The sequence below is a fragment of the Fontisphaera persica genome, assembly GCF_024832785.1.
GTDB lineage: Bacteria > Verrucomicrobiota > Verrucomicrobiia > Limisphaerales > Fontisphaeraceae > Fontisphaera > Fontisphaera persica.
The window spans coordinates 3,377,204-3,394,499 of record NZ_CP116615.1 but is presented as its reverse complement, the minus strand read 5'-3'; the positions used below and the strand labels follow the sequence as shown (position 1 = coordinate 3,394,499).

General features: G+C 61.6%; 13 protein-coding genes and 1 tRNA gene. 3 read left to right on the top strand and 11 right to left on the bottom strand.

All coding sequences use genetic code 11. The annotated features are described in order from the left end of the window. Nucleotides 1-84 precede the first annotated feature (84 nt). The 8 genes from NXS98_RS12700 to NXS98_RS12665 all read right to left on the bottom strand — a co-directional run bounded on the left by NXS98_RS12700 (nt 85) and on the right by NXS98_RS12665 (nt 8,642). The gene (locus NXS98_RS12700) at nt 85-1,506 is read right to left on the bottom strand and encodes an alginate export family protein (RefSeq protein WP_283845381.1); all 1,422 of its coding nucleotides are present in this window, start codon (nt 1,504-1,506) and stop codon (nt 85-87) included. A 156-nt stretch (nt 1,507-1,662) separates the two neighbouring features. Then, a complete protein-coding gene (gene thrS, locus NXS98_RS12695; RefSeq protein WP_283845380.1) occupies nt 1,663-3,531 on the bottom strand; it encodes a threonine--tRNA ligase in 1,869 nt (622 codons plus the stop codon). Nucleotides 3,532-3,828: 297 nt separating this feature from the next. Continuing rightward, nucleotides 3,829-4,227, bottom strand: a complete 399-nt coding sequence (locus tag NXS98_RS12690) for a hypothetical protein (RefSeq protein WP_343214098.1) — start codon at nt 4,225-4,227, stop codon at nt 3,829-3,831. 194 nt (nt 4,228-4,421) lie between these two features. Further along, nucleotides 4,422-5,366: a DNA-methyltransferase gene (locus tag NXS98_RS12685; RefSeq protein WP_283845378.1), complete on the bottom strand. Its 945-nt coding sequence runs from the start codon at nt 5,364-5,366 to the stop codon at nt 4,422-4,424. After that, on the bottom strand, nt 5,347-6,075 hold the full coding sequence (locus NXS98_RS12680; protein WP_283845377.1) for a PaeR7I family type II restriction endonuclease: 729 nt from the start codon (nt 6,073-6,075) through the stop codon (nt 5,347-5,349). Before NXS98_RS12680 ends, NXS98_RS12685 begins: the two co-directional genes overlap by 20 nt. Before the next feature lie 188 nt (nt 6,076-6,263). After that, nucleotides 6,264-6,998 (bottom strand): ABC transporter ATP-binding protein, encoded by a 735-nt coding sequence (locus NXS98_RS12675; protein ID WP_283845376.1) that lies wholly within the window; start codon nt 6,996-6,998, stop codon nt 6,264-6,266. Nucleotides 6,999-7,023: 25 nt separating this feature from the next. Next, entirely contained in the window at nt 7,024-7,791 is a 768-nt protein-coding gene (locus NXS98_RS12670) for a hypothetical protein (protein WP_283845375.1), read from the bottom strand. 62 nt (nt 7,792-7,853) lie between these two features. Continuing rightward, on the bottom strand, nt 7,854-8,642 hold the full coding sequence (locus NXS98_RS12665; protein ID WP_283845374.1) for a LysM peptidoglycan-binding domain-containing protein: 789 nt from the start codon (nt 8,640-8,642) through the stop codon (nt 7,854-7,856). A 150-nt stretch (nt 8,643-8,792) separates the two neighbouring features. Here NXS98_RS12665 and NXS98_RS12660 point away from each other — a divergent pair, with 150 nt between their 5' ends. Both NXS98_RS12660 and NXS98_RS12655 read left to right on the top strand, forming a co-directional pair. After that, nucleotides 8,793-11,162, top strand: coding sequence for a VIT domain-containing protein (locus tag NXS98_RS12660; protein WP_283845373.1), 2,370 nt, complete (start codon nt 8,793-8,795; stop codon nt 11,160-11,162). A gap of 135 nt (nt 11,163-11,297) precedes the next feature. After that, a complete protein-coding gene (locus NXS98_RS12655; RefSeq protein WP_283845372.1) occupies nt 11,298-12,323 on the top strand; it encodes a Gfo/Idh/MocA family protein in 1,026 nt (341 codons plus the stop codon). A 12-nt stretch (nt 12,324-12,335) separates the two neighbouring features. Here NXS98_RS12655 and NXS98_RS12650 read toward each other — a convergent pair whose 3' ends face one another. Together NXS98_RS12650 and NXS98_RS12645 are read right to left on the bottom strand one after the other, a co-directional pair. After that, complete coding sequence (locus NXS98_RS12650) at nt 12,336-13,709, bottom strand: hypothetical protein (protein WP_283845371.1); 1,374 nt, start codon at nt 13,707-13,709, stop codon at nt 12,336-12,338. A gap of 82 nt (nt 13,710-13,791) precedes the next feature. Further along, nucleotides 13,792-14,454, bottom strand: coding sequence for an adenylate kinase (locus tag NXS98_RS12645; protein WP_283845370.1), 663 nt, complete (start codon nt 14,452-14,454; stop codon nt 13,792-13,794). Between the two features lie 263 nt (nt 14,455-14,717). On the opposite strand from NXS98_RS12645, the gene NXS98_RS12640 reads away from it, so the two are divergent. Then, a tRNA-Arg gene (locus tag NXS98_RS12640) sits at nt 14,718-14,794 on the top strand. 61 nt (nt 14,795-14,855) lie between these two features. On the opposite strand, the gene NXS98_RS12635 is transcribed toward NXS98_RS12640, so the two are convergent. Beyond that, nucleotides 14,856-17,078 (bottom strand): SLC26A/SulP transporter family protein, encoded by a 2,223-nt coding sequence (locus NXS98_RS12635; RefSeq protein ID WP_283845369.1) that lies wholly within the window; start codon nt 17,076-17,078, stop codon nt 14,856-14,858. Between the last annotated feature and the right edge of the window lie 218 nt (nt 17,079-17,296).

Here is a 17,296-nt window from a genome sequence, read left to right as displayed (position 1 = left end):
TGCGGCATTTTTTATCACAAATGAGGGGCGCCCCGCCACTTGGGGGTCAAGTGCCGGGCAGGACGCGGAGGACTGGGCTGGGGGTCAAAACCGCAGGATGGCCTGCAAGTAAAACCAATGGGCGCCCACGGCGCCGCCGTTGGCCGGCACCAGCGCCGCAGTGTCGCGGATATAGTCGCCCACGAAGAAATGGCCGTAACCGACCTGGAGATTGGCCCAAGGGGTGGGGTTGTAAGTTGCCACGATGTCCACTTCGGTGCCCACATAACGACCGGCCTGGGTGTTGATGCCGTAGCCATTGCCCACCCGGCCGGCGCCGGTCACGGTGTAGAGGAGGTCCTGGTCATTGGCCAGGAAGAACCAGAGCACTTCGGAGGTGAGGGTCAGGTTTTTGATGGGTTTGAGGGTCAGGTTGGCGCGTGGGATGTACATGTTCCAGCCGCCAAACAAGTCCATGGTGCCGTAAAAGCGGTGGTTGGTGCCAAAGAGGTTTTGGAAGGTGTTCACCTCGCCGTCAGCGGGGTGGTCATCGCCGGTGCCAAAATCGAAGCCCAGCCCCAGGCGGGGGCTGGCCCAGGTGTCTTTGAAGGTATAACCGCCGCTGACGCCGCCACCGAAAGCAGAGAGGTCGCGGCGCGTACCCGCCTGGTTGATGCTACCCAACTGCCCGGCCAGCTCGAGGGAGAAATCCCACGGTCCATAGGCGCCGGGCAGGGATTTGACACGAACCCCCGGCATGTAGAGGTCGCGCGGTCCTGGCCCGCCCACGGTGGGGGTAACGGCGGTGGGCGAGCCGGCGCTGACGTTGCGGGAGAGGAAATAAGCTTCGGTTTCCCATTTGGGGACGAGGCCGCGGGCGGAGGCGTAGAGGCCGAAGAACCAGTCGTAGTCATTGGCCACGTTGAAGTGGCGGTCATACGGGAGCACGACACGGCCGGCCCAGGCGTCCACCCACCAGTTGGTGCTGCCGTGCAGCCGGACTTTGGCGGCGTCAAAGGCGCGAGGGACGTTGCTCCAGTCGCTCGCGCCGACGAAGCGCTCGTCGCCGTAAACCATTTCCTGGCGGCCCACTTTGAGGGTCAGGGGGAAGGCCTTGGGATTGCCGAGGGTGACCCAGGCCTGATGCAGGTCGAAACGGTCACGGTCGGGCGAAGGGGAGCGTGCGTCACTGTGGACGGTGCTGTCACGGCCCTGGCCAAAGAGGGTGATCCAATCGCAGGGGGTCCAGCCGAGATGCACCTTGCTGCGGAAGAGCAGCCAGTCGTTGTCATTGGCCAGGTTCCGCAGGAAATCACGATTGGCGAAAACGCCGGCGTTTTCCTTGACTTCGTAACGCAGGCGAAATTGCGCGCCGAGGTCCCATTTTTCGGCGGCGGGCGATTGCTCGCGCAACCATTGATTGACCAGGCCGGGATGGGTTGCGCCGGCCGCTCCTGCGGCCCGGGCGGCAATGCCGGCGCCCAACCAGACCACCACTGCAGCAATCATTACCCAGTGCTTTTTCATAATATTGAACGTTTATTGTAGCTTATCGGTTGGCCGGCCGAAAACCTTGACTCAAATCAAAGGGCCGCCGGCCGCCTGGCCAGGGCCGGGTGGTGCCCGGCCTCCGGTGCGGGAGGGGTGGGCAATTCAAACGGCGAGCCGTACCCGGGAGCCCTTTCAATCGGCGGCGCGCGTTTTAATTTTTTCCAGGATGTCCCGCACCACTTCTGCGCGGGGTTTGACGCCCTGCTGGCCTTTGCCGTGGACGCGCACGGCCACGGCTTGGGCGGCCTGTTCCTTGGCGCCCACCACCAGGATGTGATGGGCGCGGGCTTCCTCGGCGCGCTGGATGCGGCCCATGAGTTTGTCGTTGCTGAACTCCAGCTCGGCACGGACCTGGTGGCCGCGCAACTCCTGCACCAGGCTGCGCCCATACTCCATTTGCGCCTCGGTTACCGGCAGCACGCGCACCTGTTCCGGCGCGAGCCAGAGGGGAAAGTTGCCGGCGTAATGCTCAATCAAAAATCCGATGAACCGCTCATGCGTGCCCAGCGGGGCGCGATGGATGCAGAGGGGGGTCTTCATGGAGTTGTCGCGGTCGCGGTACTCCAGGCCAAAGCGCTTGGGCACGGCAAAATCCACCTGATTGGTGGCGATGGTGAACTCGCGCCCGATGGCGCTCCAGACCTGCACATCAATTTTGGGGCCGTAGAAGGCGGCCTCATTGGGCACTTCCACGTAGTTGATGCCGCTTTCCTGCAACACGCGCCGCACCATGGCCTCGGTTTTGAGCCACAGCTCCGGCTCATTCACAAACTTCTGCCCCAGGCGGGCGGGGTCGTGCGTGCTGAAGCGCATCACATATTTTTCCAGGCCGAAAATCTTGAAGTACTTGAGGTACATGTCATTCACGGCCTTGAACTCGTCCGCGAATTGTTCTTCGGTGCAGTAGATGTGCGCGTCGTTCATGTTGAGGGAGCGCACGCGCATCAGGCCAAACAATTCGCCCGACTGCTCGTAGCGGTAGCAGCAGCCGTACTCTGCCAGCCGCAGCGGCAAATCCCGGTAGCTGCGCGGCTCCGCCGCAAAAATGCGGTGATGATGCGGGCAGTTCATGGCCTTGAGATAATAGCGATGGGCGGCCGCCTCCGCCCCTTCCTGGTCCGCCTCGTCCCCCTTCAATTCCATGGGCGGAAACATGCTTTCGGCGTAGTAGGGCAGATGGCCGCTGGTGAGGTACATTTTCTCGCGGGCCACATGCGGGGTGCGCACGCGGACGTAGCCGGCGGCAAATTCCGTTTCCTTGGCCAGTTTTTCCAGCTCCTCCACCAGCACTGTGCCCTTGGGCAGCCACAGGGGCATGCCGGGGCCGGTGTATTCCGGGTCCATGAAAAACAGGCCCATTTCCGTGCCAATTTTGCGGTGGTCGCGTTTCTTGGCCTCCTCCTGCATCTTGAGCCACTCCTCAAGCTGGGTCTTGTTTTTGAAGGCGGTGCCATAGATGCGCTGGAGCTGCGGATTCCGCTCGTCGCCCTTGTAATACGCGCTGGCCACGCTGGTGAGTTTGAAGGCGCCGATGTTGCCGGTGCGCATGACATGCGGGCCGGCGCACAAATCAATGAAGTCGCCGTTTTTGTAGTAGGAAATGGGCTCGCCCTCGGGAATCTGCTGGAGCAAATCCAGCTTGAACTTGCTGGGCTGGCCGGGGCGCTCGCTCAAGGCACCGAGCCGCCCGCTTTGCGCATCCTGGAGGGCCTGCTCCCGGGTCACCACGATTTTCTCAAAGGGGTGGTTGGCTTTGATTTCCTTGCGCATTTCCTCCTCGATTTTGGGGAAATCCTCCGGCGTGATGCGGTGGGCGCATTCCAAATCATAGTAAAAGCCGTTGTCCACCGGGGGTCCGTAGGCAAACTGGGCATCGGGCCAGAGCCGCAGGATGGCGGTGGCCATGACATGGGCGCAGGAGTGCCGCAGCCGCTCCAGCTCGGACATTTGCTGCCGTTGCTCCAGACTTTTGCGTTCGCCAGTTGGTGTTTGCTCTGCCATATCAATCCTTCTGCCCGCAGCGAGACCGGGCGGCCAAACAAAAACGCCTCGGACGTTCAGTGCGAGGCGTGGGAGTTCACGGCGGGCTTCACCGTGAACCCTTAGGCGGTCGTCGTCGTAGTTTCAGGCGCGGCCCAAACGGTTCGCATCGTACGCAGCCTAAAGGAAACAGCCGGGTTTTGGCAACGGAAAAGCGGGGGCCGGGCCAGGGGGGTGACGATTGCGCCGATGCACTGTGCTACGCGGTCGGGAACAAGGGGCGGACAATTGCCGTGAGGAAAATGCGGCAAGTGAAAATCAGTGAAGGCGGCTGAAATCTGTCGCGATATACTTTTCAAACTGAGCTTTGCAGTATTCGCGAGGAATGCCGGTGGCGGGGTCTCGCCGCCTGCCATTAAACCAGATACTGCGACTACCAACATACTTGCCAGTTTTGTTCTGCACTGACTCAGCGATAAATTCTTCCGACGACATGATCCACATCATATCCATCCTTTCCGCATAGAAGACAAACCAGTAATTGTCGCGGAGCTCATGGGGGATGGCGGAGAAGAGAGCGGCATCGCCGTCCTTTATATCTTTCGAGCGAGCTTTGATCTGCACCGTAATGAAAGAGCCGTCTTTCCTGCGAATAACCGCGTCAATGGCGTCGTCGTCAACCAGCGGCACATAAACGTCCAAGCCTTCTTTGAGCATTCGGCCAATAACCCAGTATTCGATCCGTTTGCCAAAACCAGCGCTGTGTCGGAATGAATGTGGCATAAAGGCACTCCTTATATTGTTTGTGCGGCGGAGACCAGACAATTCGCTCGGCAAGGCCCCCGCTGGCCTGGATTAGGTCCCCGCAAGCGCCCTTAATTCAAGGCGCAACGCGGAACCTCGAAATCTTGTTAATCAACTCCACCTGCTGCCTTTTGGGTGGTTTTAGAAATGCGGTAGGTGCCAGGGTCTTCGCGGAGTTGAACGACTTCGGCAGCCTCCACGCGGTAGCATTGCAAGGAGGTTTGGTCAAAAAGTCCGCCTAGTTCGTGCTTAAGGCGCCGGGCCGCCAAGCGCACGTAGTTGACATCAATCTCGACGCCGATGCCGTGGCGTTCGGTCTTGGCGGCTGCCAGGAGCGTGGTGCCGGTGCCGCAAAACGGGTCGCAAACCGTGTCGCCGTGGAAGGAGAACATGCGTATCAGACGATAAGCAAGTTCGTAGGGAAAAGGCGCGGGGTGTTCGCGCGTGGAGGCGCCGGTGAGACTCCATATTTGACGAAACCAGGCGCCGTATTCTTCCTTGGAAAGTTTGCTTTTCTCGCGTTGCTCCTGGGTTGGCTGCCGGTATCCCCCCGGTTTGCGCTGCATCAAAATGAACTCAATGTCATTCTTGATGATCGCGTTTGGCTCATACGGCTTGCCCAGAAAACCCGCGCCATTGCCGTTGGCCTCATATGAGGCATTGGCGATTTTATGCCAGATGATGGGATTGAGGTTGTCGAAGCCCAATCGGCGGCAGGCCACGCAAATATCCGCATGCAGCGGAAAGACCACATGACGTCCAAAGGTTCGGCGTGAAACGCACACGTCGCCCACCACGCAAACCAGTCGTCCCCCGGGCACGAGGATGCGATAAACCTCCTGCCAAACCTTGTTCAATTCTTGCAGGAAAACCTCATAATCCTGGACATGGCCAAGCTGTTCCGGATGCTCGTTGTAACGCTTGAGGTTCCAGTAGGGAGGCGAGGTCACCACCAGGTGAACGCTCTCGTCATCAATAAACTGAAGCCGCCGAGCATCGCCCAGCACCAGCTTTTGGACGGTTGATCCCGAATTAAACGTGTGCGATTGCATGGCCAAGAAGGGACCGCATGAAATGCTGGATCGTCAAATCAGATGCTGGCTGGGTGTATTGCCCGTTGCGGCCCTGATCGTCTTTGGAGAGCAAGAAAGCGGAGGCGGTGTAATGCCGCTCGCGCACCAGCTTCCGGCAAAACCACTCGTATCGCGTGGCGTAAGAGGAGTTCTTGAATTCTGGGAAAACCGGAAAATGCGGCTCTTCCGTCATGACTGCGCGGCGCGATGCCTCGCAATCCTGCAGGAGAAAGAGGTACCCCAACCAAGGCGACACTGAGGGGTTGAAGGCCCTTTCCCGGAATGCGGTCCAAAGATCGAGGGCCGAGCCCATCGCCTCCTCGGTGCGGTTATTGAAGTTGTTCCCAAAAGAGCCGACTTGGGACTTCGCTTCAAGCGCGACCAATAACTGGTCATTCTTGACCACCACAAGGTCCCACTTCTTGGTGGGGCGAAAGAAACCGGGTAATTCCAGCCGGCTTTCAAAATGAATCGAGCATGGCGGAATGCCGACCTTTATCAGGTAATCTGCAATGAACTCCAGGAAGCGATCCATCTGGGCGCCACCAGTGACCGCAGGGCGGCGGCCTTGAGTGCTTTTATCTCGCGGCGCCTCCTTCGACGCTTGCCGCTGGCGTGTCTGCCAATAGAATGCCACTGCTTCAGCCGTGCGGGCATCCAAATCTGCAATCACGCTGTCAAAGTTCATTGGACTCTCTTAAACCACATTCAGGAGTATTCCTCAAACTGAAAAGCAACAAGCTGAACTCATCGCTGCGGCCAAGCTGGCCGCGGGATATCCTTTTTCACGCCGATGGTTTTTTGACCCGCTTTTGATGATTACGGCGTGGAAGGGTTGCCTTTCATCCTTCTAGGCGCGGGGCAGGGAGGAGGGGGTTACTGGGCATGGTTGCTGGCTTCGGTCAGCGCCAGGAAGGCGTCTTCGAGCGGGCCGTCCGCGCCGCTCTTTTTCCGCAATTCTTCCGCCGTGCCCACCGCAATGAGGCGGCCCTGGTGGATGATGCCGATGCGGTCGGCGATTTCCTCGGCCACGCTAAGCTGGTGGGTGGAGACGAAGACAGTCATGCCCTGCAGGGAGCGTTCTTTGAGGGTGTCTTTGACGATGCGGGCATGGTGGGGGTCCAGCCCCACCATGGGTTCGTCAATCACAAACACCTCGGGGTCATGGAGGAGGGCGGCGGCGATGGCGGTGCGCTGGCGGGTCCCGTGGGACAGTCCTTCGATGGGTTTGTGCAGGTATTCTTCCAGTTGAAACCGGGCCACCAGCGCCCGCGCCTTGTGGTCCAGTTCGGCGGGGGGCATGAGAAACAACTGGCCGATGAATCGCAGGAATTCCCAAGGCGTGAGTTTTTCGTAGAGGAAGGGAAAGTCCGGCACATAGGCCAGGCGGCGGCGGGCTTCCAAGGGTTGCTGTTGGACGTCAAAGCCGCTGATGCGGGCGCAGCCGCTGGTGGGTTTGATGAGGCCGGTGAGCATCTTGATGGTGGTGGTTTTGCCGGCGGCGTTCGGCCCCAGGACGGCAAAGAATTCGCCGCGCGGCACGGTGAGGGAAATGTCATTGACGGCGACGAGGTCGCCAAACTTTTTCACCAGATGCACCAGCTCAATCATGCAGACAAGGCAGCGTTTCCGGCGGTTAGGTGCCGCTCAGCACGTAGTTGACCAGGGAAACGTTGCCCGGCAAATCCACGCGCATGATTTCCCCGGCGCGGCTGACATAGACCACCAGGTAATAACGGTCGAGCACCCGCGCCTGCAAACGATACACCTTCATGCGGGACCGGCCAAGGGGCAGCACGTCATGGCGGGCCTCCCACTCCAGCCCCAGGCGGAAGGTGGCCGCAGCGGGGTCGGTGGGTTCAATGGTGTTCAACAGCCAGGCCACCGGCAGGGGCACTTCAAAGTCCTGCAGCAGGCGGCGGGGGTCGCGCAGTTCGTCGAAAGTGTAGGCGTAGGCGGCTTCGTGGTCGCCGTCGCTCAGGCGCACCGTCAACTGCTGGGCCTCGGCGTCGGCGTGGATTTCGTACACGTCGGGCTTGAGCTGCGTGCGCAGGCGGAGGTCGCGCCAGGTGTAATTGGTGGAGAGATGAAGCCGGAAAAAGAAACGCACATTCTGCCCCAGCTCGCGCAGCATGAGGTTGCCGTCAAAATCCAGGGTGTAGCCGGTAATGCGCCGCACCATGCCTTCGGGCGCGTTTTCACGCCCCCCCATTTCTTCCGGCGGGCGTTGCTCGGCCACGGTGGCCGTCCAGCGGCAGACGCCATATTTGCGGCCCTGGTGGATGATTTCCAGCGAGGAGCTGTCGGCGGCGGTGATGATGCGCTGCCACACGGCCTGGGGCGCCACGGGAATGCCCGTCTGGCGGCCGCTGCCGAACTCGGCGCGAAACAACAAAAAATTCATGACCAGCCAGAACGCCAGAACCAGGAGGAAAAAAGGGCGCGGCCTCATGGAGGGGGGCGGGGTCAGGACGGCGGGATGTTGAGCACCTGGCCGATTTTCAGGCGGCGGGCGTCCACGCCCGGGTTGGCATCCATCAAGGCGCGCAAGGAGATGCCATATTTGCGGGCAATGGCGGCGGGGGTTTCATTGGCTTGCACCTTGTGGGTGCGCATGGCGGAGGGGCGGTTGGTGGCCACCGAGGGGCTGGGCGCAAGGGGGTGGGACACCGTCGTCGGCGGATTGGTTGCCGCGGGCGTGGAAGTGCCGGGAGGCATGGGTGACGGCGCCACGGGCGGTGGCGCCAGGGCGGCGCGGTTGGTGGCGTAGGCCACCCAGGCTTCCAACTGGCTGCGCAACTGGGCATTTTCCACTTTCAGCCGTTCAATGTCCCGCAAGACCGATTGGGCGCCGGGGGCCAGCGCGATGGGTTTGGCCAGCTCCTGTTTGCAGGCAATGATGCGCTGTTTGACGATTTCCGCATGGGCCGAGCGCGGGCGCAGTTGGAGGAATTTATTGTAATGGTAAATGGCGATGGCGTAGGAGTTTTCCTCGGCAATTTTCTGCTCGTAAAGCACTCCCAGTTGGAAATGCGCCGAGGCCGAGCGCGGGTTGGCCTCGACCGCCTTCTCAAAAGCCTCGACTGCGCCCTTGTAGTCAAAGCTTCCCAGTTTGCGCAGGCCGAGCACGTAGTACGGCTCCTTGGCCTCGTCCAAGGCCGAGTCGGTCGGGGGAAAACACCCCCAGCCGCCCGCCACCGCCAATAGGAACAGCGGCCAGGCACGCCTGAACCAGCTCCGCAGCCGTGCACACATCGGACTTGAAGCTAAACAATCCGCCCCAGCCGTGCAATGGCCAAGTGAGAGAGGGAACCCAGCCGGGGCAGCAGGCAAGGATGAAGTCCGTCTTGGGGAGGGTTTGGGGAAGGTGGAGCAAATTTTTCTGAAAGTGGTCTAATGCATTGTATGAAACGCGCAGCGCTATTGGCCCTGGTATTGGGATTGACTCTGCCGGCGGTTATGCCCGGCCGCGCCGCCGGATTAATCATCGTGCATGAGCCGGATTTCTGGACTCGCCCCATCATCTGGCCTCCGCCGTACCCCCCCTACCCGCCCCCGCCGCGGCCGCCGCGGCCGCTTCCGCCGCCGGTGTGGGCGCCGCTGGAGATTACGGCCACGCGGGCGGACATCACCATCAAGGACCAGGTGGCGGTGACCACGGTGGAACAGGAGTTTTACAACCCCAATGCGCGGCAGTTGGAGGGGACATTCCTGTTTCCGGTGCCGCGCGGGGCGCAGCTCCGCAAATTCACCATGGACATCAATGGCAAACCGATGGAAGCCGAGTTGCTGGCGGCGGACAAGGCCAGGGGCATTTATGAGGATATTGTACGCCGCTTGCGGGACCCGGCTCTCCTGGAGTACGCCGGGCGCGATTTGTACAAAGTGCGTATTTTTCCCATTGAACCCCACGGCAAAAAGCGCATCACCGTCACTTATCAACAGTTGCTCAAGGCCGATGCCGGCCTGGTGGCCTACACCCTGCCGTTGTCCACGGAAAAATTTTCCGCCGCGCCCGTAAAGAACCTCAGTTTCAAACTCACTCTGGAAACCACGCGCCCGCTCAAGACGTTGTATTCCCCCAGTCACAAGGTGGAAATCAAGCGCGACGGCGCCCGCCGGGCGGTGATTGGCCATGAGGCCACCCAGGTCAAGCCGGACACCGATTTCCAACTGTATTATTCCGTGGAGGAAGGCGAATTTGGTGTGAGCCTGTTGACCCACCGGCGGGCGGGCGAAGAAGGTTTCTTCCTCGCGTTGCTGTCTCCGCCGCCGGAGAGCGGCAAGGAAAAACCTGCGCCCAAAGACATTCTCTTTGTGGTAGATACCTCCGGCTCCATGTCAGGCGCCAAGATGGAGCAGGCGCGGAAGGCGCTGCGTTATTGCGTGGAGAATCTGAATGAGGAGGACCGCTTTGATGTGATTCGCTTTGCCACGGAAACCGAGGCGCTGTTTCAGGAGCTGAAGCCGGCCAACAAGGAGCATCGCCAGAAGGCGCAGGAGTTCATCAACGGTTTGCGCGCGGCGGGGGGCACGGCCATTCATGATGCGCTGCTGCAGGCCCTGCGCAAAAAGCCGGCGGGCGACCAGCGGCCGTTTCTGGTCATTTTCCTGACGGACGGCCAGCCCACGGTGGGCGAGACGGATGCGGAGGCCATTCTCAAGAGCGCGCTCAAGGCGCGGGAAGGGGTGACGCGCGTGTTTTGCTTTGGCATCGGCACCGATGTGAACACGCATTTGCTGGATTTACTGGCAGAAAACACCCGCGCTGCCAGCCAGTATGTTTTGCCCGAGGAGGATTTGGAGGTGAAGCTCTCCCAGTTTTACGCCAAGATTAGCGAGCCAGTACTGACCAATCCCACCCTCACCTTTGATGGTCCGGTCAAGGTGCGGCAAGTGCATCCCAGCCCGCTGCCCGATGTGTTTCGCGGCGACCAAGTCGTGGTGGCGGGACGCTTTGAGGGCCAGGGGGCGGTGACCATCATCCTCGAGGGCCAGATGAAGGGACAACCCCGGCGTTTTACCTTCCCCGTCAAGTTTGCGGAGAGCGAAGACCACGATTTTATCCCCCGCCTCTGGGCCACGCGCCGGGTGGGCTTCTTGTTGGATGAAATCCGGTTGCGCGGCGAGAACAAGGAATTGAAGGATGAAGTCACCGAGCTGGCGCGGCGGTATGGCATCGTCACGCCGTACACGGCTTATTTGATTGTGGAGGATGAGCAGCGCCGCAACGTGGCCGCCACCCAGCAAACCATGCGCTGGCTGGCTGAAGACCGGGCGGCGCAGCGCGAGCTTTCCCTGGCCTACGAAGAAGGCCGCCGCCAGCGGGCGGGTGACCTGGCGGTGGCGGGGGCGCAGGCCTCTGCCAGTCTCAAGAGCGCCGAGCGTGCCCACGACGCCATGCTTTATAGTGGCCGGGCTGTCCTGCGGGCGGCGCCCATGGCCGTCCCCGGCGCGGCTGGCGGTGGCATGGTGCGCGGCCAGCCGGCGTCACCAGAACAAGCCGCCCTGGCCGCCCAGCAATTCGCCGCCGTCTCCCGCTTTGTCGGCGGTCGCACCTTCTACCAGAATGGCGCGCAATGGGTGGATGCCGAAGCGCAAAAGCTCAAAGACCAAACGCCCATCAAAATTGTGTTTGCATCGCCGGAATACTTTGAGTTGTTGCGCAAATATCCACAAACCGCGGCGTGGTTCAGCCTGGGCGCGAATTTGCAAATTGTCCTGGACGGCAAGCTCTACGAGATTGTGGAGGCCAGCCCCACGGCCACGCCGTAAGCACGAGTCGAGCCGCCGGGAGTGGGGCGTAACAGGGGAACAGCGCGCTTTTTATAAGCAAGGCGAGTCCTTTTCTCTGGCCTTGCTTCCAGCGCCTTGCCAGCCGGCGGAGGCCGGATTACGCTCCTGCGCGGGATGAAGAAACTTAAAGTGGCCGTTGTGGGCACCGGGGCGCTCGGCAAGGAACACGCCCGTATTTACGCCGAGCTGGCCGCGGCCGGCATGGTGGAGTTGGTGGGTGTTTATGATACCCACCGCGAGGTGGCCGCGCAGGTGGCGGCCAAATGCGGCGTGCCGGTGCTGGCTTCGGTGGAAGCCGCCCTGGCCGCCGCTGAGGCCCTGAGCATTGTCACCCCCACAGTCACCCATTATGCCCTGGCCCGTCAGGCGTTGGAGGCCGGCCGCCATTGTCTGGTGGAAAAACCGATGACGGACCAGGCCGCGCAGGCCGCCGAGCTGGTGGAACTGGCCGCGCGGCGCCATTGCATTCTGCAGGTGGGCCACGTGGAGCGGTTTAATCCCGTGTTTGCCTACCTGCAAAAGGCTGCCACCGAGCCGCGCTTCATCGAGACGCATCGCCTTTCGCCGTATCCCAAACGGAGCATGGACATTGGGGTGGTGCTCGACCTGATGATTCATGACTTGGATGTCGTGCTGGCCTTTGTGCCTTCGCCCGTGACGGCGGTGGACGCCGTCGGTGTCTCCGTGCTCAGCCAAACCGAGGACATTGCCAATGCCCGCCTGCGCTTTGCCAACGGCTGCGTGGCCAACCTCACCGTCAGCCGCGTCAGCCCCGAGCGGATGCGGAAAATCCGCGTCTTCAGCGGCGGGCCGCAGCCCAGTTACATTTCGCTCGATTACCGCGCCCAGGAGGGATTCATCTACCGGCTGGCCCGCGCGGAGGAGCAGGAGAGTTCGCTGCTCAAAAAGTTGCTGGCGGGCAAGGAGGCGACGCTGGTGAGTGAATTTGCCGGGCGGCGCATCGTGCGCGAGCCGGTGCCCATTGAAAAAGGCGAACCGCTGCGGCTGGAGCTGGAGCATTTTGTCCGCTGCGCTCAGGCGGGACGCGAGCCCGCGGTGAGTGGCGCCATGGCCAAGCGGGCGCTGGATTTGGCCTTGGAAATCACCCGGCAGATTCAACAACAAGGCGCGCGCGCCTGAGGGGGCGGCAAATCACGGGGCGACTTGCGCGGGTTTCAATCGCGGGTCATCCAAATCGAGACGGTAGAGCACCTGGTTGTAATTGTGGCGCGGGGTAACCTGCGGTTTATCCGCAAACTCGGCGGTGTAGGTGCCTTCAAAAATCAGGATGGGCGAGTCGGGCGGGGTAAACTCAATGTGGAGGCGCGGGTTGTAGAAGGTGTAGTTCTCATGCGTGAGCACCTTCACCGCCGGTCCCCACGGACCGAAGGGCGAGGCGGCCTCGGCATACCATAATTCGCCAAAGGCCGAAGGTTTGCCAAACGCCTCCATGAACACCGTCACCCATCGTTTCCGCCACGGATGCCACGCGATGGAGCCGGTGTGGGGTTTGACCGTTTTGCCGTCCGCCGCCGACACCAGATGGGCGGGCGGAAGGATTTCCTTCCAGGTGTTGGTATCTTGCCAGCCCTCAAAGGTGGCTGGGCAACGCAGCCGCGGGAAAGGGTCCCCAAACAACACCCATTCCGCCCCCTGTTCATCCCGCCATAACACCGGATGCCCCTGCGGCAGCGGGGGCGGGCGGGGCGATTTTTCGGATTTGGTCCAGAGCACCTGGCGCCGCTCGAATTGGGCGTTTGCTTCATTCCACACACACAGGCCCCATTCGTAAGCCTCCAGGTGATTGCGGATTTTGGAGTAACTGGCCACCAGTTTGGCGCTGCCGTCCCGGGCCGGCAAACTGGCCAGCCCCGTCAACCAGGTCGGGCCGCTGCCGGGCATCGGCGCCAGTCCCTTGACCCGCCCCTGCCCATCCCGGAAATGCTCGAACTGCAGGCGCAGAGGCGGGGTGAAGTTGGTCAGGGCCGGGATGGGCGTGGTGGCGCCGGTCATGTGAAATATCCCCAGGGGATAATGCGCCAGGGTGGTGTCACCCCATAACCAATACAGCCGCCCCTGGTGCACCGCGTTTTGGACGCTGTCACACCCCAGCACGCCCGACTCCGCCCAGTCCAGCTCGCGCCCGGTCTTCTGGCTCTCCGCAAACAACCCCGCACCGGTGAGGCGCCCCAAGCGGCGGGCGATGATGGTGCGCTGGACTTCAATGCGCAGCGTCTTCCCGGGCTCCGGCGTCAAGCGCACACCCCGGTAGCCGAAACCATCTTTGGGACGCTCGTAGCCGTGGCCCACCACGTCAAACCACGTTTCCCGCCCCATCAGTTCCGGCAGGTCAAAGGCGATTACGCCGGCGTTGTCGCTGACGAACCGGACATTGTGGGTGGTGCGTAGTTCGACCAGCGGCACCGGCCAGCCGGTGCCTTCCTCCACAATTTCCAACCGGCAAGGCGCCGCCGCCAGCGCACTGAGCTCGCCCGCCAGCCAGATGAAGATGATGCCAAGCCTCATGGCGTACCTTTCCGGGCCGTGGAGACCGCGACTTCCCTCCCTCCGGTCCTGTCGGCGCCGTTTCCATGCCGGGAGCGGCTGCTCAATACTTTTTCAGTATCTCACTGATTTCCTGCAGCGTTTGCTCGGCGCTGATTTCGCCGTTCACCGGATGCAGCAGCCCCGCCTTTTTATAGTACTCAATCAGCGGCGCTGTCTGCGAGTGAAAGGTGGCCAGCCGCGCCCGCACCGTGTCTGGATTGTCATCCGCCCGTTGATATAACTCCCCGCCGCAGCGGTCGCAAATACCTTCTTTTTTGGGGGGACGATTGGTCTTGTGGTAAGGCGTCTGGCAGGCTTTGCAAATCAAGCGCCCGCCCAGCCGCCGGACAATCAAATCATCGCTGGTCTGAATAAAAATCACCGCCGCCAGGCGGATGCCCAGCTCGCGCAAAATCTCCTCCAGCATTTGCGCCTGGGGGAGTGTGCGCGGAAAACCGTCCAGCAAATACGCGGGCGCTTCGTCTCCGCGTTGCAGCCGCTCCTTGAGCATCCGGGCCGTCACATCGTCCGGCACCAGGGCGCCTTTCTCCATGTAGCCCTTGGCCAGTTGTCCCAGCGGGGTGTTTTGCTTCAGGTTTTCCCGAAACAAATCTCCCGTCGCCACGTGCACAAATCCGTAATGCTTGACCAATTGTTCGGCTTGCGTGCCCTTGCCCGAGCCGGGGGCGCCAAACAACACATAGGCTTTGTTTGCTTTTGCCATAAAATCACGCTGAAAAATGGCGCCACGCCCTTGCACCCCACCTCTCAAAGGCCGCCGCGCCGCCCCTTCCTTATAACCGACTCCCGCTTGCATTAGCAACGCTTTTATAGGGCTTCATGGCGCCTCCCTTGGGCGGAGGAGGTCAAGCGGTCCACAGCCATCGCAACGGTGACCATGGGCTCCGGCAGGGGGAGCGCCTGGTGCTCCCAATAAAACTGCTTGCGCCAACTGCCGGTGCTGATTACATTTTTATGCGCTAGGGCGCATCCATAGCTCAATTGGATAGAGCATCTGACTACGGATCAGAAGGTTTCAGGTTCGACTCCTGATGGATGCGCCATTTTTTCTTGCGCGCGCCCCTTTGCCTCCCCACTCGGCCTTTTGAGGCCATACCCGGAGGCTCACGTCTCTTTAAGCGCCCGCAATTCGGCGTCCGTGTAACGCAGGCGAATGGCCAGGCCGCGCGCCAGCCGGGCAAAGAGTTTAACGCCCAGGATGGGATTGGCCCGGGAAAGCTCGTCAAACCGGCGGCGGGAGATGACGTAAAGCTGGGTGGGGGTGGCGGCGACGGCATCGGCCGAGCGCAGGCCGCGGTCCAGAAAAGCCACTTCCCCAAAGAAATTGCCGCGGCCAAAGGTGGCGATGAGGTGATGTTGGCCGCCTTCCAACGGCAGGCTGATGCGCACTTGTCCCTGACGGATGAGGAATAATTCATCGCCCGGCTCGCCCTGGCGAAAGATGACCTCGCCCGCCGCGCAGGTGCGTTGCTCGACACATTGGCCCAGGGCGCCCAGGGTGTGGTCTGCTTCAAATTCCCGGAGCAATTCAATTTCCGGCAATTCCAAGGGGGGGTCATTGCCGGCGGCCAGGAGGCGTTGTTCGGCCAGGATGCCATCCTCGGCCCAGGCCAGGGCTTCATCCAGCGTGTCAAAAATGGGCACGGGATGCTGGGGGCCCACCACTTCCACCTGCTCCAGGTAAGTCCGGAGATTCTGGCCGGTGGGCAGGTGTTCGGGCACGCCGCTAAACGCAAGCTGCCCGCCACGGTCCCGCAGGGTCAGGGCCATTTGTTCGAGCATGTGCGCGGCGGTGAAATCCACGGATTGCACCCGGCGAAAGTCCAAAATCACGCGGCGGCTCATTTTCAAATCCGGCTCCAGCTCATTGTACAATTTCTCGGTATTGCCAAAGAACAGGCTGCCTTGCAGCTCGCAAACGGTGGTGAGATGGCCGTATTGCAGCAGGCATTCTTTTTCGGCGGGCAGGCGGTATTGTTTGGAGGAGATTTGATGGCCGTGGATTTTGCGGCGGATGACCGAGCCGCGCATTTGCTCGCGCAGGAAAAGCAGGATGGCCAGGGCCAGGCCGGCGCCGGTGGCGGCGATGAGGCTGAATTGCGCGATGATGGCCACGGTGGCGATGACGGCAAAATCCAGCACGGTGGCGCGTTGCCTGAGCAGGTGGAAGCTGTGCCAGTCCATCATGCGGCAGGCCACCACCATCAGGATGCCGGCCAGGGCGGCGAGGGGAATCCAGCCGAGGGCGTTGCCCAGCAAAACCGCCGCAGCAATCACGAACGCGCCGGCATATACGCCACTCAGGCGGGTGCGTCCGCCGCTGTTGAGGTTGACCAGGGTGGCGCCCATGGTGCCAGCGCCGGGCAGGCCGCCGGCCAGCGAGGACAGCAGGTTGGCCGTGCCCTGGCCCAGTAGCTCGCGGTTGGAGTTGTGACGGCTGCGGGTGAGGGTATCCATGACCACACACGTTTTCAGCGTGTCTATGGAAAGCAAAACGGCCAGGGTCAATGCCGGCATGATGGCCTCCTGCAACCGGGCCAGCGGCATGGCGGCCCACAGGCGGAGGCGTTCCCCCCAAAAACCGGCCTCGAGGCCGCCTTCGGTGAACAGCGGGCCGATAATCAGCGGGTTGCTTTTGGCAAAAGTGCGCAATTCCGGCATGGCCAGTGCCAGCAAACCATAGGCGGTCAGACCGGCGGTCAGGCCGATGATTGCGCCGGGAATCTTCTGCGTGATTTTTTTAGCCCCCACCATGCCCACGATGGTCAGGGCGCCCACCGCCACGGCCGCCCCATTCCAGCTTGCAGGGTGCAGGAGCACGGCAAAGGGGGACTTGCCAGTGGCACCGAGAAATTTGGGGAGTTGACCAAGGAAAATATAGATGCCGACACCCGTCAGATAGCCGCTGACCACGGGATACGGGATATACTTGATAACCTTGCCGGCGCCGATGCTGCCGAAAAATATTTGGAGAACGCCGGCGATGAGGCCCACCAGCCCGAGCATGGCGGCGGCTTGCGCGGGCGGATAACCAGCTTCGTGCGTGAGGTGCAGCGCCAAGGTGCCCAAAACCGCGGCGGCGGGGGCGCACGGCGCAGTAATCAGCCGGGGAGCGCCGCCCAAGGCGGGCGCCACCAAGCCCAGAACGGCGGCGCCCAGAATGCCCGCCATCACCCCTTGCGCCAGAAACTCGCGTCCCAGCGCCAGATAGATGGCGATGCCAAAGGCGATGGAGGAAGGCAACGCCACGAGCATGGCAGCGAGCCCTCCCCATATATCGTTCATGGCGTTGCCCGGGCTGGCGGTGGCTGGCGGCGCAGACATCATGGCGGTTTGCGACTCTGGCGGTGCGGGAAGGCGCATCCCCCTGGCAACAAGCAGCACTTCCCACCATGGGGGCCGCCCTTCGCAGGGCCGTTGTACTGGGTTACCACCAACAGCTTATCACATCCGGAAGCGCGCCCGCAATGCGGGACTTGGACTGAAAATCCAGCCTAATTTACGGGTCACCATAGAATGGACCGACGCCGCGGCAGCAGGCCCCT